This is a genomic window from Flavobacterium sp. AC105, from assembly GCF_979258495.1.
On the sequence record NZ_OZ409860.1, the window covers coordinates 5,413,209 to 5,437,603 of the forward strand.

16 protein-coding genes are annotated in these 24,395 nt (G+C 35.1%); 13 read left to right on the top strand and 3 right to left on the bottom strand.

Annotated features, from left to right (window positions below; translation table 11 throughout):
- The first annotated feature begins 471 nt into the window (after nucleotides 1-471).
- Entirely contained in the window at nucleotides 472-3,315 is a 2,844-nt protein-coding gene (locus tag ACZ0AH_RS22525; protein WP_463477965.1) for a pectate lyase family protein, read from the top strand.
- Nucleotides 3,316-3,394: 79 nt separating this feature from the next.
- On the opposite strand, the gene amaB is transcribed toward ACZ0AH_RS22525, so the two are convergent.
- Complete coding sequence (amaB, locus tag ACZ0AH_RS22530) at nucleotides 3,395-4,948, bottom strand: L-piperidine-6-carboxylate dehydrogenase (RefSeq protein WP_463477966.1); 1,554 nt, start codon at nucleotides 4,946-4,948, stop codon at nucleotides 3,395-3,397.
- A gap of 182 nt (nucleotides 4,949-5,130) precedes the next feature.
- Here amaB and ACZ0AH_RS22535 point away from each other — a divergent pair, with 182 nt between their 5' ends.
- Entirely contained in the window at nucleotides 5,131-6,090 is a 960-nt protein-coding gene (locus tag ACZ0AH_RS22535) for an MBL fold metallo-hydrolase (protein WP_463477967.1), read from the top strand.
- Nucleotides 6,091-6,479: 389 nt separating this feature from the next.
- On the opposite strand, the gene ACZ0AH_RS22540 is transcribed toward ACZ0AH_RS22535, so the two are convergent.
- Both ACZ0AH_RS22540 and ACZ0AH_RS22545 read right to left on the bottom strand, forming a co-directional pair.
- Nucleotides 6,480-7,019 (bottom strand): 3-hydroxyanthranilate 3,4-dioxygenase, encoded by a 540-nt coding sequence (locus ACZ0AH_RS22540; RefSeq protein ID WP_463477968.1) that lies wholly within the window; start codon nucleotides 7,017-7,019, stop codon nucleotides 6,480-6,482.
- Between the two features lie 102 nt (nucleotides 7,020-7,121).
- Entirely contained in the window at nucleotides 7,122-8,189 is a 1,068-nt protein-coding gene (locus ACZ0AH_RS22545) for an endonuclease/exonuclease/phosphatase family protein (protein WP_463477969.1), read from the bottom strand.
- 165 nt (nucleotides 8,190-8,354) lie between these two features.
- On the opposite strand from ACZ0AH_RS22545, the gene ACZ0AH_RS22550 reads away from it, so the two are divergent.
- The 11 genes from ACZ0AH_RS22550 (at nucleotide 8,355) to ACZ0AH_RS22600 (ending at nucleotide 24,214) form a co-directional block, all read left to right on the top strand.
- Nucleotides 8,355-9,428, top strand: coding sequence for a serine hydrolase domain-containing protein (locus tag ACZ0AH_RS22550; protein WP_463477970.1), 1,074 nt, complete (start codon nucleotides 8,355-8,357; stop codon nucleotides 9,426-9,428).
- A 162-nt stretch (nucleotides 9,429-9,590) separates the two neighbouring features.
- Nucleotides 9,591-10,490 (top strand): S66 peptidase family protein, encoded by a 900-nt coding sequence (locus ACZ0AH_RS22555; RefSeq protein ID WP_463477971.1) that lies wholly within the window; start codon nucleotides 9,591-9,593, stop codon nucleotides 10,488-10,490.
- Nucleotides 10,491-10,792: 302 nt separating this feature from the next.
- Nucleotides 10,793-11,164 (top strand): YraN family protein, encoded by a 372-nt coding sequence (locus ACZ0AH_RS22560; protein ID WP_463477972.1) that lies wholly within the window; start codon nucleotides 10,793-10,795, stop codon nucleotides 11,162-11,164.
- A 121-nt stretch (nucleotides 11,165-11,285) separates the two neighbouring features.
- The gene (locus ACZ0AH_RS22565; protein WP_008466087.1) at nucleotides 11,286-11,942 is read left to right on the top strand and encodes a hypothetical protein; all 657 of its coding nucleotides are present in this window, start codon (nucleotides 11,286-11,288) and stop codon (nucleotides 11,940-11,942) included.
- A gap of 395 nt (nucleotides 11,943-12,337) precedes the next feature.
- Entirely contained in the window at nucleotides 12,338-12,901 is a 564-nt protein-coding gene (locus ACZ0AH_RS22570) for an RNA polymerase sigma factor (RefSeq protein WP_463477973.1), read from the top strand.
- Nucleotides 12,902-13,270: 369 nt separating this feature from the next.
- Nucleotides 13,271-14,449: a FecR family protein gene (locus ACZ0AH_RS22575; protein ID WP_463477974.1), complete on the top strand. Its 1,179-nt coding sequence runs from the start codon at nucleotides 13,271-13,273 to the stop codon at nucleotides 14,447-14,449.
- A gap of 190 nt (nucleotides 14,450-14,639) precedes the next feature.
- On the top strand, nucleotides 14,640-17,843 hold the full coding sequence (locus ACZ0AH_RS22580; RefSeq protein ID WP_463477975.1) for a TonB-dependent receptor: 3,204 nt from the start codon (nucleotides 14,640-14,642) through the stop codon (nucleotides 17,841-17,843).
- 7 nt (nucleotides 17,844-17,850) lie between these two features.
- Nucleotides 17,851-19,359: a RagB/SusD family nutrient uptake outer membrane protein gene (locus ACZ0AH_RS22585; RefSeq protein WP_463477976.1), complete on the top strand. Its 1,509-nt coding sequence runs from the start codon at nucleotides 17,851-17,853 to the stop codon at nucleotides 19,357-19,359.
- Nucleotides 19,360-19,372: 13 nt separating this feature from the next.
- Nucleotides 19,373-20,482: a SusE domain-containing protein gene (locus tag ACZ0AH_RS22590; RefSeq protein ID WP_463477977.1), complete on the top strand. Its 1,110-nt coding sequence runs from the start codon at nucleotides 19,373-19,375 to the stop codon at nucleotides 20,480-20,482.
- 120 nt (nucleotides 20,483-20,602) lie between these two features.
- Complete coding sequence (locus ACZ0AH_RS22595; protein ID WP_463477978.1) at nucleotides 20,603-21,982, top strand: alpha-amylase family glycosyl hydrolase; 1,380 nt, start codon at nucleotides 20,603-20,605, stop codon at nucleotides 21,980-21,982.
- Between the two features lie 51 nt (nucleotides 21,983-22,033).
- Entirely contained in the window at nucleotides 22,034-24,214 is a 2,181-nt protein-coding gene (locus ACZ0AH_RS22600; protein ID WP_463477979.1) for a glycoside hydrolase family 97 protein, read from the top strand.
- The last annotated feature ends 181 nt before the right edge of the window (nucleotides 24,215-24,395 follow it).

A 24,395-nucleotide genomic window follows, 5' to 3' on the forward strand; every position in this document is an offset into this window, starting at 1 on the left:
ATAGTCAGAAAATATCTTAACGCCATTATAAAATTAAAAAATTCAGCCTTTTTTGATCAAAAAATTACCTTCAAATTAATTATCAAAATACATTTTAGAATAAATATTTAATTGAATTTTAAAAAATTAACAGCTTTTATCTTATAATTATGAAATTTATTTTTTCAACTTAAAAAAAATTAAAAAATAGATTTTTATCAGGAAATCGCTTCATTGTAAAATCATAAAAAGCTAATAAAATTAGCATCTTACAATCCTTTCTTACATTATGTAATAAGTTGCATTTAGTGTAATTAATTACATAATTGATATTTAATAAACTATAATTTTATATAATTAATTATTTTATTAGAAAAAAAATACACAATTCTAAAATTATATATATTTTTGTGTAATCGATTACAATTTAAAATTGATTTTGTGATATCCAAAATCAATCATTATTTACTAACTAATGTCAAACCACACATTATGAAAAAAAACCTACTTTTATTGACCGCATTTTTTCTTACAATGCAAATTTGGGCACAGCAAGTTCAAATTAATGAAGCTTCGGGCTGGCTGGAATCTGCATTTGTAAAATGGCAGCCTGTAAGCAATGCACAATCCTACAATGTTTATTATACAGGCGGAGGCTTTACAGACAAAAAAATAGATGATCAGCTTATCAGAAGTTATGGAAGTTACTTCAGAGCAGATATTCCAGGATTAAAATCCGGAACTTATACCGTAAAAATAAAACCTGTAATTTCTGGCGCTGAAGGAACCGGATCTACAACAAGCAACTTAACAGTTTTAGCACAGGATCGTAATGGTTTTGCTTTTGATGGGGGTCGGGTTCCAGGTGGATACAAAGCTGATGGAACTCCTAAAGATAACGCCGTTATTCTTTACATTACACCAAACACGAAAAATACAATTTCAATAAATATTACTGGTGCCAGCGCAAATCCTTGTGTCGGTTTGCAAAATATTCTTTATGCCATCAAAAAAGGAAAAGATACAAGACCGTTTATCATTCGTTTAATCGGAAATATAACTGATATGACTGTAATGGAAGGTGGAGATGTTACAATCGAAAATGCAAATAATGCATCGAGTTATCTAACTCTTGAAGGAGTAGGAACTGATGCCGTTGCAAATGGATGGGGTGTTCGTCTTAAATCTGCATCAAATATAGAAGTTAGCAATATCGGTTTTATGAATTGCAATAGTACTGCTGGCGATAATGTTGGAATGCAGCAAGATAATGACCATATTTGGGTTCATAATTGTGATTTATTTTATGGAAATGCGGGCAGTGACGCTGACCAAATTAAAGGTGATGGAGCATTAGATAACAAATCATCAACTTATATTACACTTTCTTACAATCACTTTTGGGATAACGGAAAAGCAAGTCTTTTGGGATTAAGCGAAGGAACTACAACCGGATTGTATATAACGTATCACCATAACTGGTTTGATCACTCAGATTCGCGTCATCCTCGTGTTCGTTATTATTCTGCACACGTTTACAACAATTATTATGATGGAGTTTGCAAATATGGCGCGGGATCTACTTTGGGGTCATCACTTTTTGTGGAAGGAAATTATTTCCGAAACAGTAAACATCCAATGCTAACTTCTTTACAGGGTTCAGATATTTGGGACGAAACCAATCAGGTCAATAATGCCGGAACTATGGGAACTTTCTCAGGTGAAGCGGGAGGTTCTATCAAAGCATTCAATAACACTTTTGATGCTGATATTGCTACCAATAATATGCGTTTTGTTGCTTATGGCGATACAAACCCCTTATACAACATTTCAGGAAAAATTAGTTCCACAACAGATTTTGATGCTTATCTGGCAACTTCAAGAGGTGAAGTAGTTAGCAGTAATGTTAAATCAAAATCTGGTGCAAATACGTATAATAACTTCGATACGGATGCTGCCTTATATGTAAAAAACTTAGTGATAGACCAGCCCGCAGCTGCCAAAACTAAAGTAATACAATATTCAGGACGTGTTTCAGGAGGAGATTTAAAATGGACATTTGACAATAGTGTAGATGACAAATCCTCACTTGTCATTACAGCTTTAAAAACTGCGTTAACAAACTATACAGGATCTTTAGTTGCTGTTCAGGGCGAAGGAAATCCTCCGGCAAGTTCTCAAACACTTACTTCAACTACAAACAACAATCAAACAGTTACAAGTGGTACTGCTATTGGAACAATTGTTTTTACCTGGGGAGGTGACGCAACAGATGCAACAGTAACAGGATTGCCAGCGTCAGGAATTAGTTTTGTGAAAAATGCTACAGCAAAAACAATCACAATTACAGGAACTCCAACTGCAACTGTTTCTTATTCAATTGCAACTACAGGAACTGGAACGCCGGCAACAGGATCCGGAACTATTACAGTTACGGCATCAGGAGCTCAAACCTTAACATCGACTTCAAATAATAATCAAACTGTTGCTAGTGGAACTGCAATTTCTTCAATAGTTTTTACCTGGGGAGGAACTGCAACAGATGCAACAGTGACAGGATTACCGGCATCAGGAATTAGTTTTGTAAAAAATACAACTGCTAAAACCATCACAATTACCGGAACACCAACAGCTTCTGTATCTTATTCAATTGCAACAACCGGAACCGGAACAGTTGCAACAGGATCTGGAACTATTACAGTTACAACCGGAACACCAAGTGGAGATCAAATTCATAATTTTACAACTTCAGGAAAAACAAGTTCATTTTACGCCATTACCGGTAATATGAATTCAACTGCAGGATCTGTAACTTATGCAGGATTAACATTGACAGCACGCTTAAAAATTGAATCAAGCACAACAATTACATACACCACTACAAGTGCATCAACCTTAACTTTGGTTTTTGATTCTAATTTTACAGGAACAATAAAAGTTAATAATGTCCCTTATACTGCAACTGCAGGAATTGTTACAGCTTCAATTCCAGCCGGGACAAATACGATAACTAAAGGATCTGTTGCAAATCTTTTTTACATTAGTACACACTATAGTGGAGGAACTTTACGTGTGGCACAAACTTTAGAAGCAACAGAAAATACAGAAACCGCTAAAGCAATTTTGTATCCAAATCCTGTAACAGACGTTTTATATTTGTCAGATTCGAATCAGCAAGTAGAAAAAGTTTTAATCTATGATTTGTCAGGTACATTAATTCAAACTGCTCAAAAAGGCATACAAAGTATTGATATGACGAGATTAACTCGCGGAACTTATCTAGCAAAAGTATATACGGATAAAGGAACATTCAATCAGACTATTCTAAAAAAATAAACTTTAAGAATATTCCATAAAATAAAAGGCTTCCAAATTTGGAAGCCTTTTGCATATAATAGATTTTTTAAAAAGAATTTTACAAATCAAATTTAATTCCTTGTGCCAAAGGCAGACTTGTAGTATAATTGATGGTATTGGTTTGACGACGCATATAGATTTTCCAGGCATCAGAACCAGATTCACGACCTCCGCCGGTTTCTTTTTCTCCACCAAAAGCACCGCCAATTTCAGCACCGGATGTTCCGATGTTCACGTTTGCGATTCCACAATCAGAACCTGTAACAGATAAAAACCTTTCGGCTTCACGAAGATTATTCGTCATAATAGCAGATGATAATCCTTGTGCAACTCCGTTTTGAAGTTCAATCGCATTATCTACTTCTCCTGAATATTTAATCAAATATAAAACCGGAGCAAATGTTTCGTGCTGCACAATTGCAAACGAATTTTGCGCTTCTGCAATGGCAGGTTTTACATAACAGCCGCTTTCGTAACCTTCTCCGGAAAGAACGCCGCCTTCAACCAAAATATTTCCGCCTTCCGCAACGACTTTATTCAAAGCCTGAGCATACATTTCAACTGCATGTGTATCAATTAGCGGCCCAACGTGATTGTTTTCGTCAAGCGGATTTCCGATTCTTAATTGTTTGTATGCCGCAACTAAAGCATCTTTTACTTTATCATAAATACTTTCGTGAATAATCAATCTACGAGTTGATGTACAACGTTGTCCTGCCGTTCCAACAGCTCCAAAAACAGCACCAATAACGGTCATTTTGATATCAGCATCCGGAGTTACAATAATAGAATTGTTTCCTCCTAACTCTAACAATGATTTCCCTAAACGTCCCGCAACAGCCTGTGCAACGATTTTTCCCATTCGGGTTGAACCTGTAGCAGAAATTAACGGAATTCGCGTATCAGCCGTCATTAATTCTCCTATTTTATAATCACCATTAATCAGGCATGAAATACCTTCTGGCAAATTATTTTCTTTGATAACCTGAGCGATAATATTTTGACAGGCAATTCCGCAAAGAGGTGTTTTTTCAGAAGGTTTCCAAACGCAAACATCTCCCGAAATCCATGCTAAAGCGGTATTCCAGGACCAAACTGCAACCGGAAAGTTAAACGCCGAAATGATTCCCACAACTCCTAATGAATGATATTGCTCATACATACGGTGCCCGGGTCTTTCAGAGTGCATGGTTAATCCGTGTAATTGGCGCGATAAACCAACAGCAAAATCACAGATGTCGATCATTTCCTGAACTTCTCCGTATCCTTCCTGCAATGATTTTCCCATTTCGTAAGAAACCAATTTACCAAGAGCTTCTTTATTTTCGCGTAATTTTTGTCCAAACTGACGTACAATTTCTCCACGCTGTGGTGCAGGAATTAAACGAAATGTTTTAAAAGCTTCTGTCGCTGACTGCATTACTTTTTCGTAATCCTGAGACGTTGACATTTTTACCGAAGCAATTAATTTACCATCAACCGGCGAATAACTTTCTAAAATCTCTCCTGAAGAAAAGTTTTGTAATCCTGTTGATGTTCCTTCATTTATCGTTTTGATGCCCAATTTTTCCAGAGCCTCATTCATTCCAAATTGCGATGCTATTGTTGTCATTGTAACTTTTTTAGTTAAAATTGTTATATTTTTATGTAAAGATATTATTTCGAGTTGAATTTCAATCAAATTGGGTAGTTAAAATCAAAGTAAATTTAGCATTAATTAACAGCAATTAGCAAAATAGACCGCAATTTATTCCCGTTAATTCATGAAATTTGCAATAACAAAATTACTTAAACATGACCATTTTAAATCGTCTTCTGCTTTGCTTCCTTTTAATTTCGGTAAATGCATTTTCTCAAAAAGAACAAAAATCTGCTTTTCAGGTTGTTCCTTTAGGAGTAAAAGGCGGAATCGACGAAAAGAACCTTTCGGCTTATTTATTAGCGCCAGCCAATACAAACGATTATATCTGTCTGGATGCCGGAACGGTAAATGCCGGAATTGAAAAAGCGATTGAAAACAAAGTCTTTAAAGTTTCGACAAGTGAAGTTTTACGAAAATACATTAAAGGATATTTTATTTCGCATGCGCACTTGGATCACGTTTCGGGATTAATTATTAATTCACCTGCTGATTCTTCAAAAACAGTTTATGCGACTAATAAATGTATGGAAATGGTGGAAAACCATTATTTCAACGACCAAACCTGGGCAAATTTTGGTGATGCAGGACCGGGTTTCCCATTGAAAAAATATCATTTTCAGACTTTAACGATTGGTGAAGAAACTTCAATTACAAATACCACAATGACAGTAAAAGCATTTCCGTTAAGTCATGTGAATCCATTTGAAAGTACTGCATTTTTAATCAAAAACGGAGATAATTATGTTTTATATTTAGGAGATACCGGACCTGATGCTGTTGAAAAAAGTACTGATTTGCATGATTTATGGGCAGCAATTGCGCTTCTTGTCCAAAAGAAACAATTGAAAGGTATTTTTATTGAAGTTTCTTTCCCGAATGAACAACCCGATAAATTTTTATTTGGACATTTAACTCCGAATTATTTAATGAAAGAACTTCATGTGCTGGAAGAGTTAGCAGGAAAAGATTCTTTGAAAGGTTTTAATATTATCGTGACGCACTTGAAACCTCCCACTAAAAATATTGCAAAAATTAAAGAGCAATTGAAGACTCAAAATGATTTAGGATTGAAGATTATTTATCCTGAACAAGGGAAACGATTTGAGTTGTAAAGCTTAATTAGCCACCGATTTTACGGATTAAACGGATTTTCACAGAAATAACAAAGCTCATCTTTCTTTATACAATAGCTATGTCAGGCTGAGCGAAGTCGAAGCCACGTGACGCCCTTCGACTTCGCTCAGGGTGACAATCTTTGTGTTAAAATCTTCCTGGTAAGGATGATAATAAAGATGTGAAAATTTCTTTTGAAAACGAGTGCCCTAGCCCCGATAGAAGTGAAAATCCTTTTGTGCCGGCGTTCGGCACAAAAGATTGAAACGAATAGCGGGATTAGCTCCTAAAAATATCTCAAATTCCAATATTGAAATTGCTTCGCCTGTTCGCTATAGCTCGAGTCCAAATTCCAAAAATCTCGACTTCGATCAGATTGACAATGAAATTACTTCTTCGCCACAAATCTAGGATCAGTTTCCATTACGGTTCCGCAATTATCGCAAGTTCTTAGTTCTTCTGAATTATAGAAATGTTCGAAATGTGGCAGGAAATCTTTTTCGATATTATGAAGTTCAAAAAACACTTCGTACAATTTATGGTTGCAATTGTCACAATGCCAAAGCAATCCATCTGTATATCCTTTTCCGGCACGTTTGCGCTCGATTACCAAACCTATTGAACCTTCTGAACGAACTGGAGAATGTGGCACTTTTGCTGGATGAAGGTACATATCGCCGGCATTTAATTCCATTTCTTTGCGCTCGCCATCTTCCTGAATTACAACTTTTATGCTGCCTTCAAGCTGATAAAACAGTTCTTCGGTTTCGTTATAATGATAATCTTTGCGGGCATTTGGACCTGCAACAATCATCACAATATAATCGCCGGAATCTACATACAGGTTTTTGTTTCCAACTGGTGGTTTAAGTAAATGACGGTTTTCATCGATCCATTTGGTAAGATTGAAAGGTTTTGCTATTGACATTTTTTGAGGTACTAAGTTTCTAAGTAGCTAAGTTAAGGAAAAGTTTCCAGTCGCAGTGACAGTTTTCAGTGGCAGTTTTCAGCTGTGACTGAAAACTGCGACTTATTTCATTTCTTTAATCAGATAAATATAAACCGGAAAGTGATCGCTAAAACCAACTTCGGTTAAAGTATGCCGTAACGGATATCCTTTATATTGTCCGAGATTTTGAACGAGATATGGTTTATTGAAAATCCCAGCTTTCCAAAATTTAAAGGTTGAAAAATCGGGTTTTATAAGAGATTCTGTCATTATAATTTGATCAAAAATATCCCAGGAATCCCTAAATGCAATTGTTCCCATTCCTTTATTTGCCATTTCTTCGAACGGATTAAACATACCAAATTCCGGGACTTCGGCTTTTTTTGATTTTGCTCCTAAAGCTACTTTTACACTTCTGTTAAACGGACCATCATTTAAATCGCCCATTGTCATAACTTTTGCATTGGGATTTATACGCTGAAGTGAATCAATTATCTTTCGGTTTAATTGTCCGGCTGCTTCACGAAACGGGCTGCTCACCTTCTCTCCTCCTGATCTTGATGGCCAGTGATTGACAATAATATGTATTTCTTCGCCGTCTAAAAAACCGGTTATTAAAAGCTGATCTCTTGTGAAAATTCGATTGTTTTTTGGTGTTATTTCTACTTCATCATCGAGTGCTTCTGTTTTATCTTCTTTTAACTCCACATTCTTTTTGTAGATATATAAAGGAATATTAGCATAAGAAGTGAGTTTAAAATATTTCTTCTGATATAATAATGCGACATCGATTCCGCGTTTGTCGGGCGAATCAAAATGAATAATTCCGTAATCGAAACCAAGCAATTTGGGCTCTTTTATTAAATCTTCGATAACGCCACGATTTTCAATTTCTGAACCTCCAATTATAGTTGGCGCATTTGGATTTTCCGGCGTTCCTATTTCGGATAAAACCCTGGAAAGATTTTTTAGTTTTTGCCGGTATTTTTCCTGAGTCCAATGCTGTTTGCCATTTGGAGTCCATTCGTCATCATTCGTATTTGGATCATCATTGGTATCAAAAAGGTTTTCGAAATTATAAAATGCAACCGTATGAATAACATATTTTTTGGATTGGGCATGTACACATGACAATGAAAAAGATGCCATTAAATAAAATGTAAACAATGTAATTCGCATAATTAGTGATCTTAAAAAGCTCAATGTAAGAAATTAAATTAATTGTAGGAAATTTCTAGTTTTTATTTCAATTTAGTTTTTTGATTATCGAAGAATGTCTCGTAACTTGCTTACTGAATTTACTCTAATCAAAAAATGAAAAAAATATTTTTTTACGCATTCTTATTCGGCATTTTCAACAATTTATATGCGCAAAAAAGCAGTTCGTTTGCTGATAGCATCAGAGTAAAGTATAATATTCCGGAGTTGGCTTACGCCGTGGTTTCATCAGACTCTGTTTTAGAAATTCAGGCTTTGGGATATCAGCGTATAAACTCAAAATATAAGGCTAAAATTGATGATAAATTTCGTTTGGGTTCTATCACAAAAACAGTCACCAGTTATCTTGCCGCAGTTTTAGTTAAGGAAGGAAAAATAAAATGGGACACTAAATTTTTTGATTTATATCCGGAACTAAAAGCCAAAAGCAATCCTGCAACTTACAATTTTACGTTACAGGATTTTATAACTTTTCGAGCCAAAATCAATACTTGGTCTTACGGAAATGAAACGCCAACGCAAAAAGAAATTAAAGGAGATAATCAGCAGCAGCGTTATGAATTTATCGCCTGGTTTTTGCAGCAAAATCCTGTTACAGAAACACAACCTGTTTATTGGTCAAATCCAAGTTATGTTGCGGCCGGACTTATGCTCGAAAAAGCTACCGGAAAAAGTTATGAAACTCTAATACAGGAATTGGGCAAAAGTTTAAATATCGATTTTGATTTTGGGCAGCCTAATTTAAAAGATAAAAATCAGCCTTGGGGACACGACGAAGATTTGAAACCTGAAAAACCTGCCTTAAATTACAAATTAAACTGGCTGTCGTCAGCAGGGAATATAAATGTTAGTCTGCCTGATTATTGCAAATTCACACAAATGCAGCTTCAGGGTTTACAGGGAAAATCTAAATTATTTACGGCAGAAGAATTCAATTATATGCATTTCGGTTTACCCGAATTTTCGTTTGGATGGAATTCAGAAATCAATGAAAAAAGTCAATTAAAATATTCTTTTCATAACGGAAACCCCGGAACTTTTTTAACCAAAGTGTATATTTGCAAGGACATCAACAAAGTTTTTATTCTTTTTGCCAACGTACAATCTGAAGAAGCGGACAAAGGATTACTTTTAATTTTAGCAGCATTAGAACATAAATATGGAGGATGATCCCGGAATCAAAATCAGATTTAAAAAATAATTTATAATTTTAAGCAAAAAGAAAATATGAACATAAAAAGTTTCCCACAATTCAAGAAACGCTTTGCTTTTGGTAAATTCGTATTCCTTATTTTTGCTTTACAATCATTCATCTGTCAATCCCAACAAAACATGATAACACCACCTTATTTACAAAAAGGAGATACAGTAGCCATTTTGGCAACGGCCAGAAAAAATATAGACGATAACCTAAAACCTACGATAGATTTATTGCACAGTTGGGGTCTTGAAGCTGTTGTTGGAACTACAATTGGACTTGATTTTAACCAACTTGCAGGAACTGATGAACAGCGTGCTGCCGATTTTCAGCATCAGTTAGACAATCCGAATATAAAAGCTATTTGGTGTGTTCGTGGCGGATATGGAACGGTAAGAATGGTTGATTTGTTAGATTTTACTAAATTCAAACAGCATCCAAAATGGATTATTGGTTTTAGCGATGTAACCGTTTTGCACAATCATTTGAATACGATGGGCTATAAATCGATTCACGGTGTAATGCCAGTTACGATTCCGCGTGCAACTCCTGCCGCTATAAGTTCAATGAAATCGAGTTTGTTTGGCGAGCCACTTTCCTACTCAATTGGTCCGGATAAAATGAACCGTTTTGGAAAAGCAACCGGTGAATTAGTGGGAGGAAATTTATCTATTTTATATAGTTTGCTTGGTTCACAATCAGCAATTGATTGCAAGGATAAGATTTTATTTATCGAAGATCTCGATGAATACTTATATCACATTGATCGTATGATGATGAATTTAAGACGTAATGGCTGCATCGAAAACCTAAAAGGAATTATTATTGGCGGAATGACAAAAATGAAAGACAATGAAGTTCCGTGGGGAAAAAATGCGCTTGAAATCATTGATGATGTAACCAAAAAATACAATATTCCTGTGATTTTTAATTTCCCGGCAGGGCATATTCAGGATAATCGTGCTTTGATTATGGGAAATACTATTTCTATTGAAGTAAATGAAACTGGAAGCACTGTTGTTTTTCAAAAATAAAACTATCTTTTATTTTATATAAGAAAAAAAATACCACACATACAAATCTTGTGAAGACTCGAAATTACTGGATGGATTAAAATCCATCTCTACAAAATTAGTCGAGCCAAAGGCTCTTTCCTGAAAAGTTCCAGAGGAACGATTTAGCAACGGATTTTAATCCGTTGAAAAAGAATCAAATATTTCACGCAAAGTCGCAAAGACGCAAAGTAAATTGGATTAAACTTTACGTCTTTGCGACTTTGCGTGCAAATTGCTCGTTACAGCATAAAAATACAATTCATTAATTCACAATTAAAAAAATGGCTGAACACAACGAACTCGGCAAAAAGGGCGAAGAACTTGCTGTGGAACATCTTAAGCAGAATGGGTATAAAATTCTAAACAGAAACTGGACTTATCAAAAGGCAGAAATTGATATTATTGCCCAAAAAGAATCTGTTTTGGCTATTGTTGAAGTAAAGACCAGATCGAGTGTTGATTTTGGTTTACCGCAAGATTTTGTCAAGTCAAAAAAAATTCAGCTGCTTATAAAAGCAGTAAATGCCTACATAAACGATAGGGAAAAGGATTTTAATGAAGATTGTGAAATTCGATTTGATATAATTGCAGTCCATAAAAGTGGCGAAACATTTGCAATTGAACATCTTACCGACGCATTTTACCATTTTTAACATAAATTTTTATTGTTATAATTGTAACAAATTGTTTTTTTATTTATATTTGCATAGTTTTATAACACCACCAATTAACTAAACCAACACAATTAAGTTACAAAAAAAAAGAAAAAAAATTATGAAAACCGTTTCTTCAATCGTCGAAAATTACATCAAAACAAAACCCTTTTTATTAAACGCGTTATCGCTTGGAATTATCAACCTTACTTCTCTTTCGCGGAACATTATGACCGAACTGGAAAGTGAATTTGGTAAAGAAGTAAAACAAGGCGCTGTTGTAATGTCGCTGAAACGGCTCACCGAGGAACTTGATTTCAAATTAAACCATAAAATCAATAAAGTAATTAAGAATATTGGTGAAATCACAGTTCGATCTGAATTAACGGATTATACTTTTGCGGCTTCGGAAACTGTTTTGAACAAACAGGCTGATTTAATTTCTGATATTAATGCTTTATCTGATATCTTTTACACCTCATCTCGTGGTGTAAACGAAACGAATATTGTAGTAAGCAGCAGTGTTAATCACTTGGTTGAAAAGCATTTTATGCGTGAAAAACTAATTCAGAAATTAGATAATTTGGCTTCGATTACTGTAAAATTACCAAAAGAAAATATTGTTGTTCCTGGAATTTATTATTTCATTTTTCAGCGTTTGGCCTGGGAAGGAATTATTATAAATGAGGTAATTTCGACTTCAAATGAATTTACGATTTTAGTTGGAGAAGATCAGGTTGATGTTGCTTTTAAAGTGATTAAAGATTTGAAAAATTAATACATTTTAACAAATAGAGTTCTAAAAAACTCACGATTTTAACGATCCTTTTATCTTTATTATAAAAAAGATAAAAGGATTTTTTATTGACTAAACTTATTACATCATTGTCAATTATTCGTTTTTGAAATAAGAATATTCTCAAAAAATCAAATTCATTATGATTATTTTATAAAATATCAGTTAAAAACTTACCAACCTGATAAAAAGCATTTTATCAGTATTTCTGGTACTTTGATACATAAAACTTATCTATAAAAATAGAATTAAGTTTTTTTTAATACTATTTGTTGCGAATAATATTTTTATATATTTGCTAACCAGTCAACAAATTAGAGTACCAATTTTGATAGTATCATAATATAATTAGATTTAAATCAAGACTAATTAAATTAATGTTGGAAACAAACAATCATAGCGACAAAATATTGGTGAGTGAACTCAAAAATGGCAACGAAAAAGCATTTCGTCAGCTTTTTGATTTATACTACCAGGATATCTATGGTTATAGCATAAGCCTTTTAAAATCAAAAGAAGCTGCAGAAGAGAACGTACAAGACGTTTTTATGAAGGTTTGGCAACATCGCGAAAACTTAAATCTGGAACAATCTTTTAAAGCTTATATCTTTACAATTGCCAGAAATCAGGCCTTTAATTCCCTAAATAAAGCGGCTAATGATTTAGCGCTAAAAGAAGCTGTTTTTTACGAAAGCCAGAAATCACATGATTATGGCGATTATTCTATTCGTGAAGAAGATTGCAAAAAACTTCGGAAGCAGGCGATGAAACAATTGCCTCCAAAACGAAAGCAAATTTTTAAAATGTCCCGAAAGAAAGGCATGAGTTATGAAGAAATTAGTCAGGAACTCGGCATCTCTATAAATACTGTCCGGAACCAAATGAGCAAAGCATTAGAATCGATGCGGGTCTTTTTTCACGTTCATGACGAGATTATCTAAACCAAAAAACCACGTTAACCATCAAAATCACTCTAATCGGGTGATTTTTTTTGTTTTTAACCTCAAAGGGTATAAGACTTACGGACGGAACGTAATGTTTTAAAATTTTAACGATGGCTATCTTATTTCTGTGAGTTCGAGCGTAGTCGATTATCACGATTGCATTTCGACTTCGCTCAATGTGACAAATCATTAAATATTTTAAAATAAATAAAATGTTTTTTTAAACGAAAAACTCAGTAAAATCAATACTTAACAAGGTTTTTTAGTTTTTTAAAATGTTAAAATTAAAAAATTTACAACGTTTGAGTAGTACTCAACTTCCTTTCAACTGTATTATATCAGAACCGGACCTAAAAACAATTCGTAATGAATTCAAATTCTGAAATGCAATCCCTTTTACAAAAGTTTGTTTTGAACCAATGTACACCCGAAGAAACAAACGAGGTAATTGCCTATTATAAAAAAAATAAACTTACAGATGATTTTCCTTCTGTAGAAGATGTTCAAAATCTTTTGGGCGAAATGCCTAAAATGAGTCAGCAAACTGCCGATGCTATCTTCATGAACATCTTAACCTCAGCTAAGGAAAACGAAACTACAATTGAAATAACTTCAGAGAAATCGAATTTTAGAAAATACATTTCGATTGCCGCTGCTGTTTTAGTTTTGCTTGGAGTTGGTTTTGCATATAAACAAGATGCTTTTACTAAAACCGAACAGCAAAAATTCGATTTTAAAAGCAATGACATTGTTCTGCAGTTAGAAGACGGTAGTGTTCAGATTATTTCAGAAAATAATTCCTCTCAGGTTAAGGATCAAAAAGGAAATATTGTTGGAAATCAAAACGGAGATAAGATTGTTTACGAAAACAATTCAGATTTAGAGAAAGTAACTTACAATACAATCAAAATTCCTTATGGCAAAAAATTTAGATTGCAATTGTCTGACGGAACGCTTGTTCACTTAAATGCAGGTACAACTTTTAGATATCCTGTAAAATTTATAGCCGGCGAAAACAGACAGGTATTTTTAGATGGTGAAGCGTTTTTTGATGTTTCAAAAGATAAAAAACATCCATTTATCGTAAATGCAGACAAACTGAATGTACGCGTTTTAGGAACTCATTTTAATGTTTCAAATTATCCTGAAGATGATGCAACAGATGTCGTTTTGGTTGAAGGTTCTGTTGGAATGTATAATACAAGCGAGGAATTTGATGCAGCTAAAAACACAATTCTGAAACCTGGTTTTAAAGGAAGTTTTAATAAAGGAAATGATATGATTTCGACCAAAGCAGTTATTACTGATATTTATACTTCATGGATAGACGGCGGATTGACCTTTAGAAATATGACTTTTAGAAATATCATTACAAAACTGGAAAGAAGATACAATGTTACCATCATCAACAAAAACGAAAAACTGGCTGCAGAAAAATTCAATGCAAGTTTCAAAGATGAATCTATAGAAAATGTTATGAGCTATTTTAATGATATTCATGGTATTAATTACACCATAAAAAACAATCAAATACTAATTAAATAACCACTAAACCAATGAAAAAACATGATGAAGTAAAATTACAGGAATAAAAAAATCGGAAAGAGCTGCGAACAATTTCCGATTAACTAAGTGATTGAATATAACGAATTAACTACAATCAATTAACAAAATTATGAAAAAAAAATCAAAGAATGCTGGGTTTTTATACCGAGTGTTCCAAAATGACCTAAAATTGAAACTAACTACACTACTTATTTTGGTCGCCATGTTTAATGTTAAAGCGAGTACTTATGCCCAAAAGACAAGAGTAACCCTGGAATTAAACAATTCAACAATCGAAAAGGTTATTGAGACCATCGAGCAAAAAACAGATTTCAGATTTATTTACAAACTGAATGATATCGACTTAGACCGAACGATTTCTATTTCTGTAAAAGATCAGTCGATATATGTTGTTTTAGACAGACTTTTTAAAGGAACTCCAACTGAATTTAAAATCAGGGACACTCAGATTATCCTGAAAAAACCTGAACTTAAAACGGAAGTTATTGAGTTTCAGAAACAAACTGTAACCGGAATTATTACCGATGAAAATGGTTTGCCTTTGCCCGGAGCTTCGGTTCTTGAAGAAGGAACCAGAAACGGAATGGTAACTGATTTTGACGGGAAATACAAAATAACTGTTGAAAGTGCAGCTTCTGTAATCATTGTAACTTTTGTAGGATACAAAGAGAAAAAAGTAGTTGCAAGCCAAAACGTTATCAACATTCAACTTCTTCCTGACGCCACAGATTTACAGGAAATAGTGGTTGTAGGTTATGGTTCTACAGCTAAAAAAGATGTTACCGGAGCGGTTTCTTCAATTGCTGCAAAAGACATGAATCAAGGTGCAATTGTTAATCCTTTACAATTAATTTCTGGTAAAGCTGCCGGTGTTAATATCACGCAATTAGGCAGTGAACCGGGTTCAGGACCAAGTGTTCGTATTCGTGGAATTTCTTCCTTAATTGGAGGAAGTGATCCTTTAGTGGTTGTTGATGGAATACAAGGAAATATGGATTTATTAAACCAGGTTCCACCAAGTGAAATTGAAAGCTACGACATTCTAAAAGATGCATCTGCAACTGCAATATACGGTTCTCGCGGTGCACCGGGTGTACTTATTATTACCACTAAAAAGAATAAAGCGGGGAAAACCACTATGGACTATATTGGTTCAACATCTTTAGATTTTATTCCGAAGAAATTAGACATGCTAAATGCAGACCAATGGTGGGCAGCAGCTCAAAGTGTTGGTGTTCCGGCATCTGCTAATCATGGTTCGAATACAGATTGGTACGGTCTTTTGACACAAACCGGAATTACGCAAACGCATACTTTATCTTTTGGCGGCGGTACGGATAAATTTAATTACAGAGCTTCTATAACTGCTATTTTACAAGATGGAGTTGTAATTAATTCAAGCAACCAAAAATATATTGGCCGTATTCAGGCTACTCAGTCAGCGCTTGATGATAAATTAAAATTGACTTTTAATTTAAATACGGGTGTTAACAACACAACCAGCAGCATTCAAGATATTGGAACAGCAGCTTATAGATCAAATTTAATTACAAATGCATATTTAGTAAGACCAACAGATCCTGTTTATAATACTGACGGAACATACTTTTCAGATCCTAATGTATTTCAATACCTAAATCCATATGCAGCAGCACAAACCACTACAAATGAATCTCAAAATGATAATTTATTTGGAAGTTTAAAAGCTGATCTGGATTTGGCGAAAGGCTTAACAGCAAACTGGTTTGGAAGCTGGAGAAAAACAAATGTAACGTATGGGTATTTCCAGCCGGTAGAATCAACCGTTGCTTTTGCAATTGATCAAAAAGGTTTTGCGAATATCAACAATCAAAGACAAAATGAAAAATTAACCAACTTTAGTCTTAATTACAAAAGAACATTTGGCATACACAGCATAAACGTATTAGGTTTATACGAGTGGCAAAGTCAAACCTATCAGGGAAGTTATGCGCAGGCAAGAGGTTTTATCAATGACAAAACAACTTACAATGCACTTCAATTGGGTGACATGTCTAATGTTCGCCCTGGTGATATCACTTCTTATAAAAATGACAGAAGCTTAGTTTCTTATTTAGGAAGAGTAAATTACTCTTTATTAGACCGTTATTTACTTACAGCGAGTATTCGTCGTGACGGTTCATCTGTTTTTGGAGCGAACAACAAATGGGGAGATTTCCCATCGGCATCTGTTGCATGGCAAATCAATAAAGAGTCCTTTATGGGCGACCAAAGTTTATTTAATGAATTGAAAATTCGTGCCGGATACGGAGAAACCGGTAATCAGCAAGGTCTTTCTCCACAGCAATCAATAGCATTGGTGGGAAATTCAGGAACTACTTATTTTGGTGGTCAGCAAATTACAAATTACAGTGTGAGTCAAAATGCAAATGCCGATTTGCAATGGGAAACTAAAAAACAAACCAATTTAGGTCTTGATTTTGCTCTTTTAGACAATAGATTAAGAGGAACTGTCGATGTTTACACTTCTAAAACAGAAAATTTATTATTTAATTATGTAGTACCTCAACCTCCATTTCCACATGATCGTATCATGGCAAATGTTGGAAGTATTTCAAACAAAGGTCTTGAGGTTTCTCTTGCCTATGATGTAATTAAAACCAATAACAGCACCCTTACTTTGGCAGGAAACGTTTCATTTATGAAAAATGAAGTGCTTAATTTAAGCGGAAGTATAAACGGAGTTCCGTTAAATACAGACTACGTGGGCTGGGGAGCTGAAAACTCCTATTTAGTAAAAGGAAAACCAGTAGGTGCTTTTTATATTCTGGAGCATACCGGTAAAAATGAAAATAATGTTGAAACCGTTTTGGATCGTGACGGAAACGGAATCATTGATCAGGGTACTAAAAGTCCGGACCGTTATTATGCAGGTTCTGCTTTACCAACATACACTTTTGCCTTTAATCCTTCTTACAGATATAAAAACTTCGATGCATCGATGTTAGTGAGAGGTTCAGGAGGGAATAAAATTTACAACAGTTTACGTTCTAATTTAAGTCGAATGGAAAACATTGGTAAATCAAATGTTTTGGCAAGTGCAGTAGACGAAGGAATTTACACATCTCCTTACGGTTCTGATTTATGGTTGGAAGATGGTTCATTTATTCGTTTAGAAAATCTTACTGCGGGATATACTTTCCGTTTTACAGACAAATATGTTGATAATATCAGACTTTCACTTACAGGAAACAATTTATTCCTGATTACTGATTATACAGGTATTGACCCTGAATTAAATGTGAGCGGCAGCGGAGATAGCTTTGGTGGAGATAAAGGAATTTATCCTCGTACCAGAAGTGTGGCGTTTGGTTTAACTGTAAAATTTAAATAGTAAAAAGATGAAAATTAAAAATATAGTAATAGCAGGAAGCGTTTGTTTCCTGACCCTTTTTAGCTGTACTGATATCAGCGAAAATGTATACGATAAATATCCCGCAGATGAATTTTACGGAACTCCTCAGGGAGCAGATATTGCTCTTGCGAGCGTATATGCACAAATCCCGGGTGAATTCGCAAGAGAAGGAGCTTCTGGCGTAGGTTATGCAGGAGCTGATAACGGCTGGTATGACATGAACTGTATGTCATCTGATGAGCAGGTTATTCCGCATAGAAATACCGGTGACTGGCAGCAAGATTTTGCCCGTTTGCACAAACACGAATGGCTGCCTACAGATTTTATTATTAACAATACATGGAACTGGTTATACAAAGCTGTTTTCAATGCCAATCTAGCGGTAAGTTTATTAGAAAAATCAAATGCCGAAGCTTCAAAAATTGCCGAAGCAAAAGTTTTAAGAGCTTTCTTTTATTATTTATTGATTGATGATTACGGAGATGTTCCTTTTTTCACAGACAATAATATTACAGTAGATAAAATTCCGCAATCAAGCCGTAAGGAAGTGTATGATTTTATTGTAAAAGAATTGACAGAAAACGTAGACTTACTTTCTGGTACTAAAGGAGGAAACTATTACGGAAGATTCAACAAATGGGCTGGTTATACTTTATTGGCAAAAGTGTATCTAAACGCCGAGGTTTACACCGGAACTTCAAAATGGAATGAATGTTTAGCTGCCTGTAACAAAGTTGCTGAAGGCGGATTCACACTTCATTCTGGAGCTGCAGATGCTTCAAATCCTTTGGGAAGTAAATATTATGAATTATTTGGAGATGTGCTGCCGGAAGACGAAACCATCTTATCCATTTATGCAACTCTGGATATAGTTTCCCGTAACGTTTATGCGGTTCGTAGTTTATATGGTGCCCACGCACAAGCTTTGTTTGGCTATAGCGGCTGGAATGGTACAATTGTTCCGAAAGAATTTTTCCTGAAATACGATGCAAATGATATCCGTAGAAAACAATTTTTGTTTGGAGAACAACCGGGAGGTTTCAATTATACGCTTGACGTAGCTTCCTTAGATAATCCCGGCGCAGATCCGCAGGCTGGTGTCCGTAACGTTAAGTTTTACCCTGCAACACCTAGGACCGGTGGTGGAGCTTCTAACGATTTTCCGATTTTTAGATATGCTGATGTAATTTTAATGATGGCTGAATGTAATGCCCGTTTAGGAAATCCTGGCGCTGCAAAACCTTTTGTTGATCAAATCAGACAACGTGCCGGTTTAACAGCTTTAGCTGCAAACCCTACTCTTGATGATATTTATAACGAAAGAGGATTTGAATTAAACTGGGAAGGACACAGAAGACAAGATATGATTCGTTTTGATAAATTTTTATTGGCAAACGAATTCAGACCTGCATCTCCTGCTTATAGAAAGTTGTTCCCAATTCCAACATCTGCTTTAGATGCAAATCGTGGACTAAAACAAAACCCGGGTTACTAAAAACAAAACTATCATGAAAAAATATATAAATAAATTATTGATATTAGGAAGCTTGCTTTTTTTAGGCGCTTCCTGTGACAGTGAAGCCGAATTAACGACCTTAAAGGCAGTAAGTTTTCCTTCTCAGGTTGTTGCTTCGTCCAGTACTATCGTGTTAACAGAAGACAATGCTGATGATAATGCATTACTTCTTTCATGGCCGGAAGTAACCTTCCCGATTGAAGCTCCTGTTTCTTATGCGATTCAATTTGATTTAATTGGCGATACAAGCGGTGCCAATGCGTGGCAAAAAGCAAAACGTATTGAAGTAGGTCAGGATGTTTTAAGCAAATCATTCATTGGAAGAGACTTAAACAAAATTGCGGTAGACTTAGGTCTTGAACCTAGCGTTGCAGGAAAATTAGTAATTCGTGTAGAAGCTGCTATGGACAGAAAAATCTATTCTGATCCTATTACAATAACCATTACGCCTTACGAAAAAAGTGTTGTTTTTGGCGAAATTTATATGCCGGGAAGTTATCAGGGCTGGGCTATCGAAACTGCTGCTGCATTAACTGCCATTCAAAAAGGAATTTATCAGGGCTACATGACGGTTCCGGTTGGTGCAGGTCCTGGATTCAAATTGAATACAGCCAGAAACTGGGCACAATTTTATGGTGCTGGTGATACTAATTTTGATTTGAAAAACATGAGTGATACTGACTTTACACTTCCGGGTTCAGGTTCTTATCAAATCAAAGTAAATTTAAATACCCTAAAATGGAGTTTTGCTCCGTATGCATGGGGAATTGTTGGACCAGCTTCAGCAACTGCAGATCAAACTGCCGGTGATGCTAATTATGGTTGGAATCATTCTGTACCAATGTCATACGATCATCAGACCAAAACATGGAAAGTTACTGCCAATTTATTACCTGGAGCGTTAAAATTCAGATTGAATGATAATTGGGATGTAAACTACGGTCCTGCAGATCCATCAACCAATACGATCAATAAAGATAATGGTGGTGCTTATACTATTAGCGAAGCAGGAACTTACGAAATAACGTATACTATAAACGAAGTAGATCCGGCAACCTCAGGTTATCCTGCAACTGCAACTTGTACGATCGTTAAAAAATAATCTAACATTATTAAAAATAAGCTAGATTAGTTTGAGTGATACCTGCCTTTTTTGAGCGAAAGGCAGGCTATCTTAACTTCTAAATTAATGCTAAGCTTATTAAACCAAATTCAATAAGATATGAAATCAAATATAAAAATCGTCTATGCCTTACTACTTGCACTAGCATTTGTTTCGTGTAGTTCATCGGATAGCGATTCAACTCCAGATTCTCCTTATACACAATACGGAGCATCTTTCGATAAAATGCCTAAAAAAGAAGATGCTATAATTTATCAGGTAAATATTCGTGCTTTTAGTCAGGCAGGAACCCTTAAAGGTGTTCAGGAAAGACTTACCCAAATTCAGGAATTGGGTGCAAATGTTATTTATTTAATGCCCATTTATCCTGTTGGAAAAGTAAAAGCCTCAGGAGCATTAGGTTCTCCTTACGCTGTTCAGGATTACAAAGCTGTAAACCCTGATTTTGGTACTTTGCAGGATCTTCAGGTTTTAGTTGAAGAAGCACATAAAAAAAATATGGCCGTAATCCTTGACTGGGTTGCCAATCATACGGCGTGGGATAATGCCTGGATTACACAACATCCAAACTGGTACCAAAAAGATGCTGCCGGAAATATTATTATTCCTCCGGGAACGAATTATAATGATGTTGCACAATTAGATTTCAATAATACCGAAATGAAAAATGCGATGATCGATGCCATGTCCTATTGGGTTTACAATGCAAACATTGATGGCTTTAGATGTGATTATGCTGATTTTGTGCCACAAAACTTCTGGACAGATGCAATTACGAAATTAAGAAGCATCAAAAAAAATCAAACCATTTTAATGTTGGCCGAAGGATCAAAAGTAAATCACTTTGCTTCTGGTTTTGATTATACTTTTGGATTCAATTTCTTCAGCACTTTAGAAAAAGTTTTCAAAGAAAGTAAACCTGCAACTACCATTCAGGATTCTAATGCTACAGAATATGCAAACAATTATAACGCTGAAAACAGAATTGTAAGATACACCAGCAATCACGACGTAAACCTTTCAGAAGAAACGCCTTTGGAACTGTTTGGAGGTAAAAAAGGATCCGTTGCAACTTTTGTTGTAGCTGCTTATTTAAAATCTGTCCCAATGATTTACAACGGACAAGAAGTTGGATATGACAAAAGAATCGATTATTTCGCAAAAACACCAATCGACTGGTCTGTTGCTGATGCTTCTATGTTAGCCGAATATAAAAAAATAATCGCTTTTAGAAACACCAGTAATGCCATTAAAAAAGGAACTTACACCGGATACAGCAGTGATGCAGTAAGTGCTTTTACAATGGTAAACGATGCCGAAAAAGTTTTGGTACTTTCTAATTTAACAAATAGTACTGTAAAATATCTTGTTGCGCCAACTTTAAAAGGAACATGGAAAGATGCTTTTACAGGAACTGCAGTTACTGTTGAGGCCGAAATTACATTACTTCCGTTTCAATATTTAGTATTGAAAAACTAATACATACGCAACTTTAATAAATAAAATTAGATTTGCAAAAAACTAAATAACATGAATTTTCAATCCCAAAAAATGCTGCTTCAAATTCGTTTGGGCAAAAAAATAGCGCTGTTGCTTTTTGTGTGCTCAAATTCCTTATGGATTCAGGCGCAGGAAATCACTTCGCCAAACAAAAATCTTTCTTTAAAATTTGAATTGAAGGAAGGCGGAATTCCATCTTACCAATTATCATATAAACAAAAAGCAGTTATAAAACCAAGTTCTTTGGGTTTAGAACTTCAGAATATGCCTTCGTTTATGGATGGTTTTACCATTACAAATACAGCACAATCCTCAGTTGATGATACTTGGAATCCTGTTTTAGGTGAAGAAAAAACAATTAGAAATAACTATAACGAGTTGGTTGTTACTTTGGCTCAAGCCAAAAATAACAACAGATATATTCGAATTCGTTTCCGTTTATTCAATGACGGATTAGGTTTTAGGTATGAATTTCCGAAGCAAAATGATTTGAATTATTTTGTAATAAAAGAAGAACGTTCTGAATTTAATCTGGCTGGGAATCATAAAATTTTCTGGATTCCCGGAGATTATGACACCAATGAATATGCGTATACGACTTCGAAAATTTCTGAAATTCCTTCGTTGATGAAAAAAGCGACGATCGAAATCAATTCGCAATGGCCTATTAAAGAATTAGCAGTGCAAACGCCATCTATGATGAAATCTGATGATGGTTTATACATCAACATTCACGAAGCGGGATTAATCAATTATCCGGCCATGTATCTTGAAGTTGACGCTGTAAACAACAAAATGAGAAGTCATTTGGCACCAGATGCCGTTGGTGCAAAAGGTTATATGCAAACCGATGCGCAATCGCCTTGGAGAACCATAGTTGTAAGTGATAAAGCAACTGAAATTTTAGCTTCAAAATTAATTCTGAACCTCAACGAACCAACAAATTATAAAGATGTTTCGTGGATCAAACCGGTAAAATACATCGGTATTTGGTGGGAATATTTTGTGGCCGGAAAAAGTACATGGGCTTTTGGAAAAGAAAACAACGTAAAACTAACGGATGATTTTTCTAAGCTTACGCCGAATGGAAAACACGGAGCTACAACAGAAAGAGCAAAAGAATATATTGATTTTGCTTCTAAAAATGGTTTCGATGCCATCTTGATCGAAGGTTGGAATATTGGTTGGGAAGACTGGATCAACAACTGGAAAGAGGAAGTTTTTGATTACGTAACCGCTTATCCTGATTTTGATGTAAAAGCTGTTCATGCATATGCTGCTTCAAAAGGTGTAAAAATTATCATGCACCACGAAACTTCTGGATCTGCAACTAATTATGAGCGTCGTTTAGACCGTGCTTTTCAGTTTATGAATGACAACGGTTATGATGCTGTAAAAACAGGTTATGTAGGGAAAATTATTCCGCGTGGTGAACATCATGATGGACAATGGATGGTCAATCATTACATTAATGTAGCCAAACGTGCTGCCGATTATAAAATCATGATTGATAGTCACGAAGCAGTTCGACCAACAGGTTTAAACCGAACTTTTCCAAACTGGATTGCTCAGGAATCTGCACGTGGAACTGAGTTTGAATCTATGGGAGGATTAAATCCGGATCATACAACCATTTTGCCATTTACACGTTTGATGGGCGGCCCAATGGATTTTACGCCGGGAATTTTCCAAACTGATTTGTCTTATTACGGAACCGGAAGTTCGCAACGTGTCAATACGACTTTGGTAAAACAATTGGCGTATTACGTTACGATGTACAGTCCGTTGCAAATGGCAGCTGATATTCCTGGGAATTACGAGCGTTTTCCTGATGCATTTCAGTTCATCAAAGATGTTGCTGTAGATTGGGATAACAGTTATATCCTTGAAGCTGAACCGGGAGATTATATCACGATTGCCCGTAAAGCAAAAGGAAAAAACGAATGGTTTATTGGAGGAATTACCGATGAAAACGCAAGAACTGCCAACATTACTTTTGATTATTTACCTGCCGGAAAAAATTTCATCGCCACAATTTATGCTGACGCCAAAGAAGCAAATTGGAACAAAAATCCACAAAAATATACCGTGACTAAAGTTGTTGTAACCTCAAAAACAATTTTAAAACAGTATTTAGCTCCGGGCGGAGGTGTTGCCATCAGCATCAAAGAAGGAAATGCATCAGAATTAAAGGGATTGAAAAAGTTATAAGAGGTTACAGAATGTAATCTAAAATTTTCCGCCACGAATTCACGAATTATTTTTTTAAATCTTAAACAGATTAATAATTCGTGAATTCGTGGCAGAAAAACTATTGCCCAATTTTATGGACAAAAAATAAAATTTTACTACTTGAAAACTATTAACCACAAAATGTTTGTCAAATTTAAAA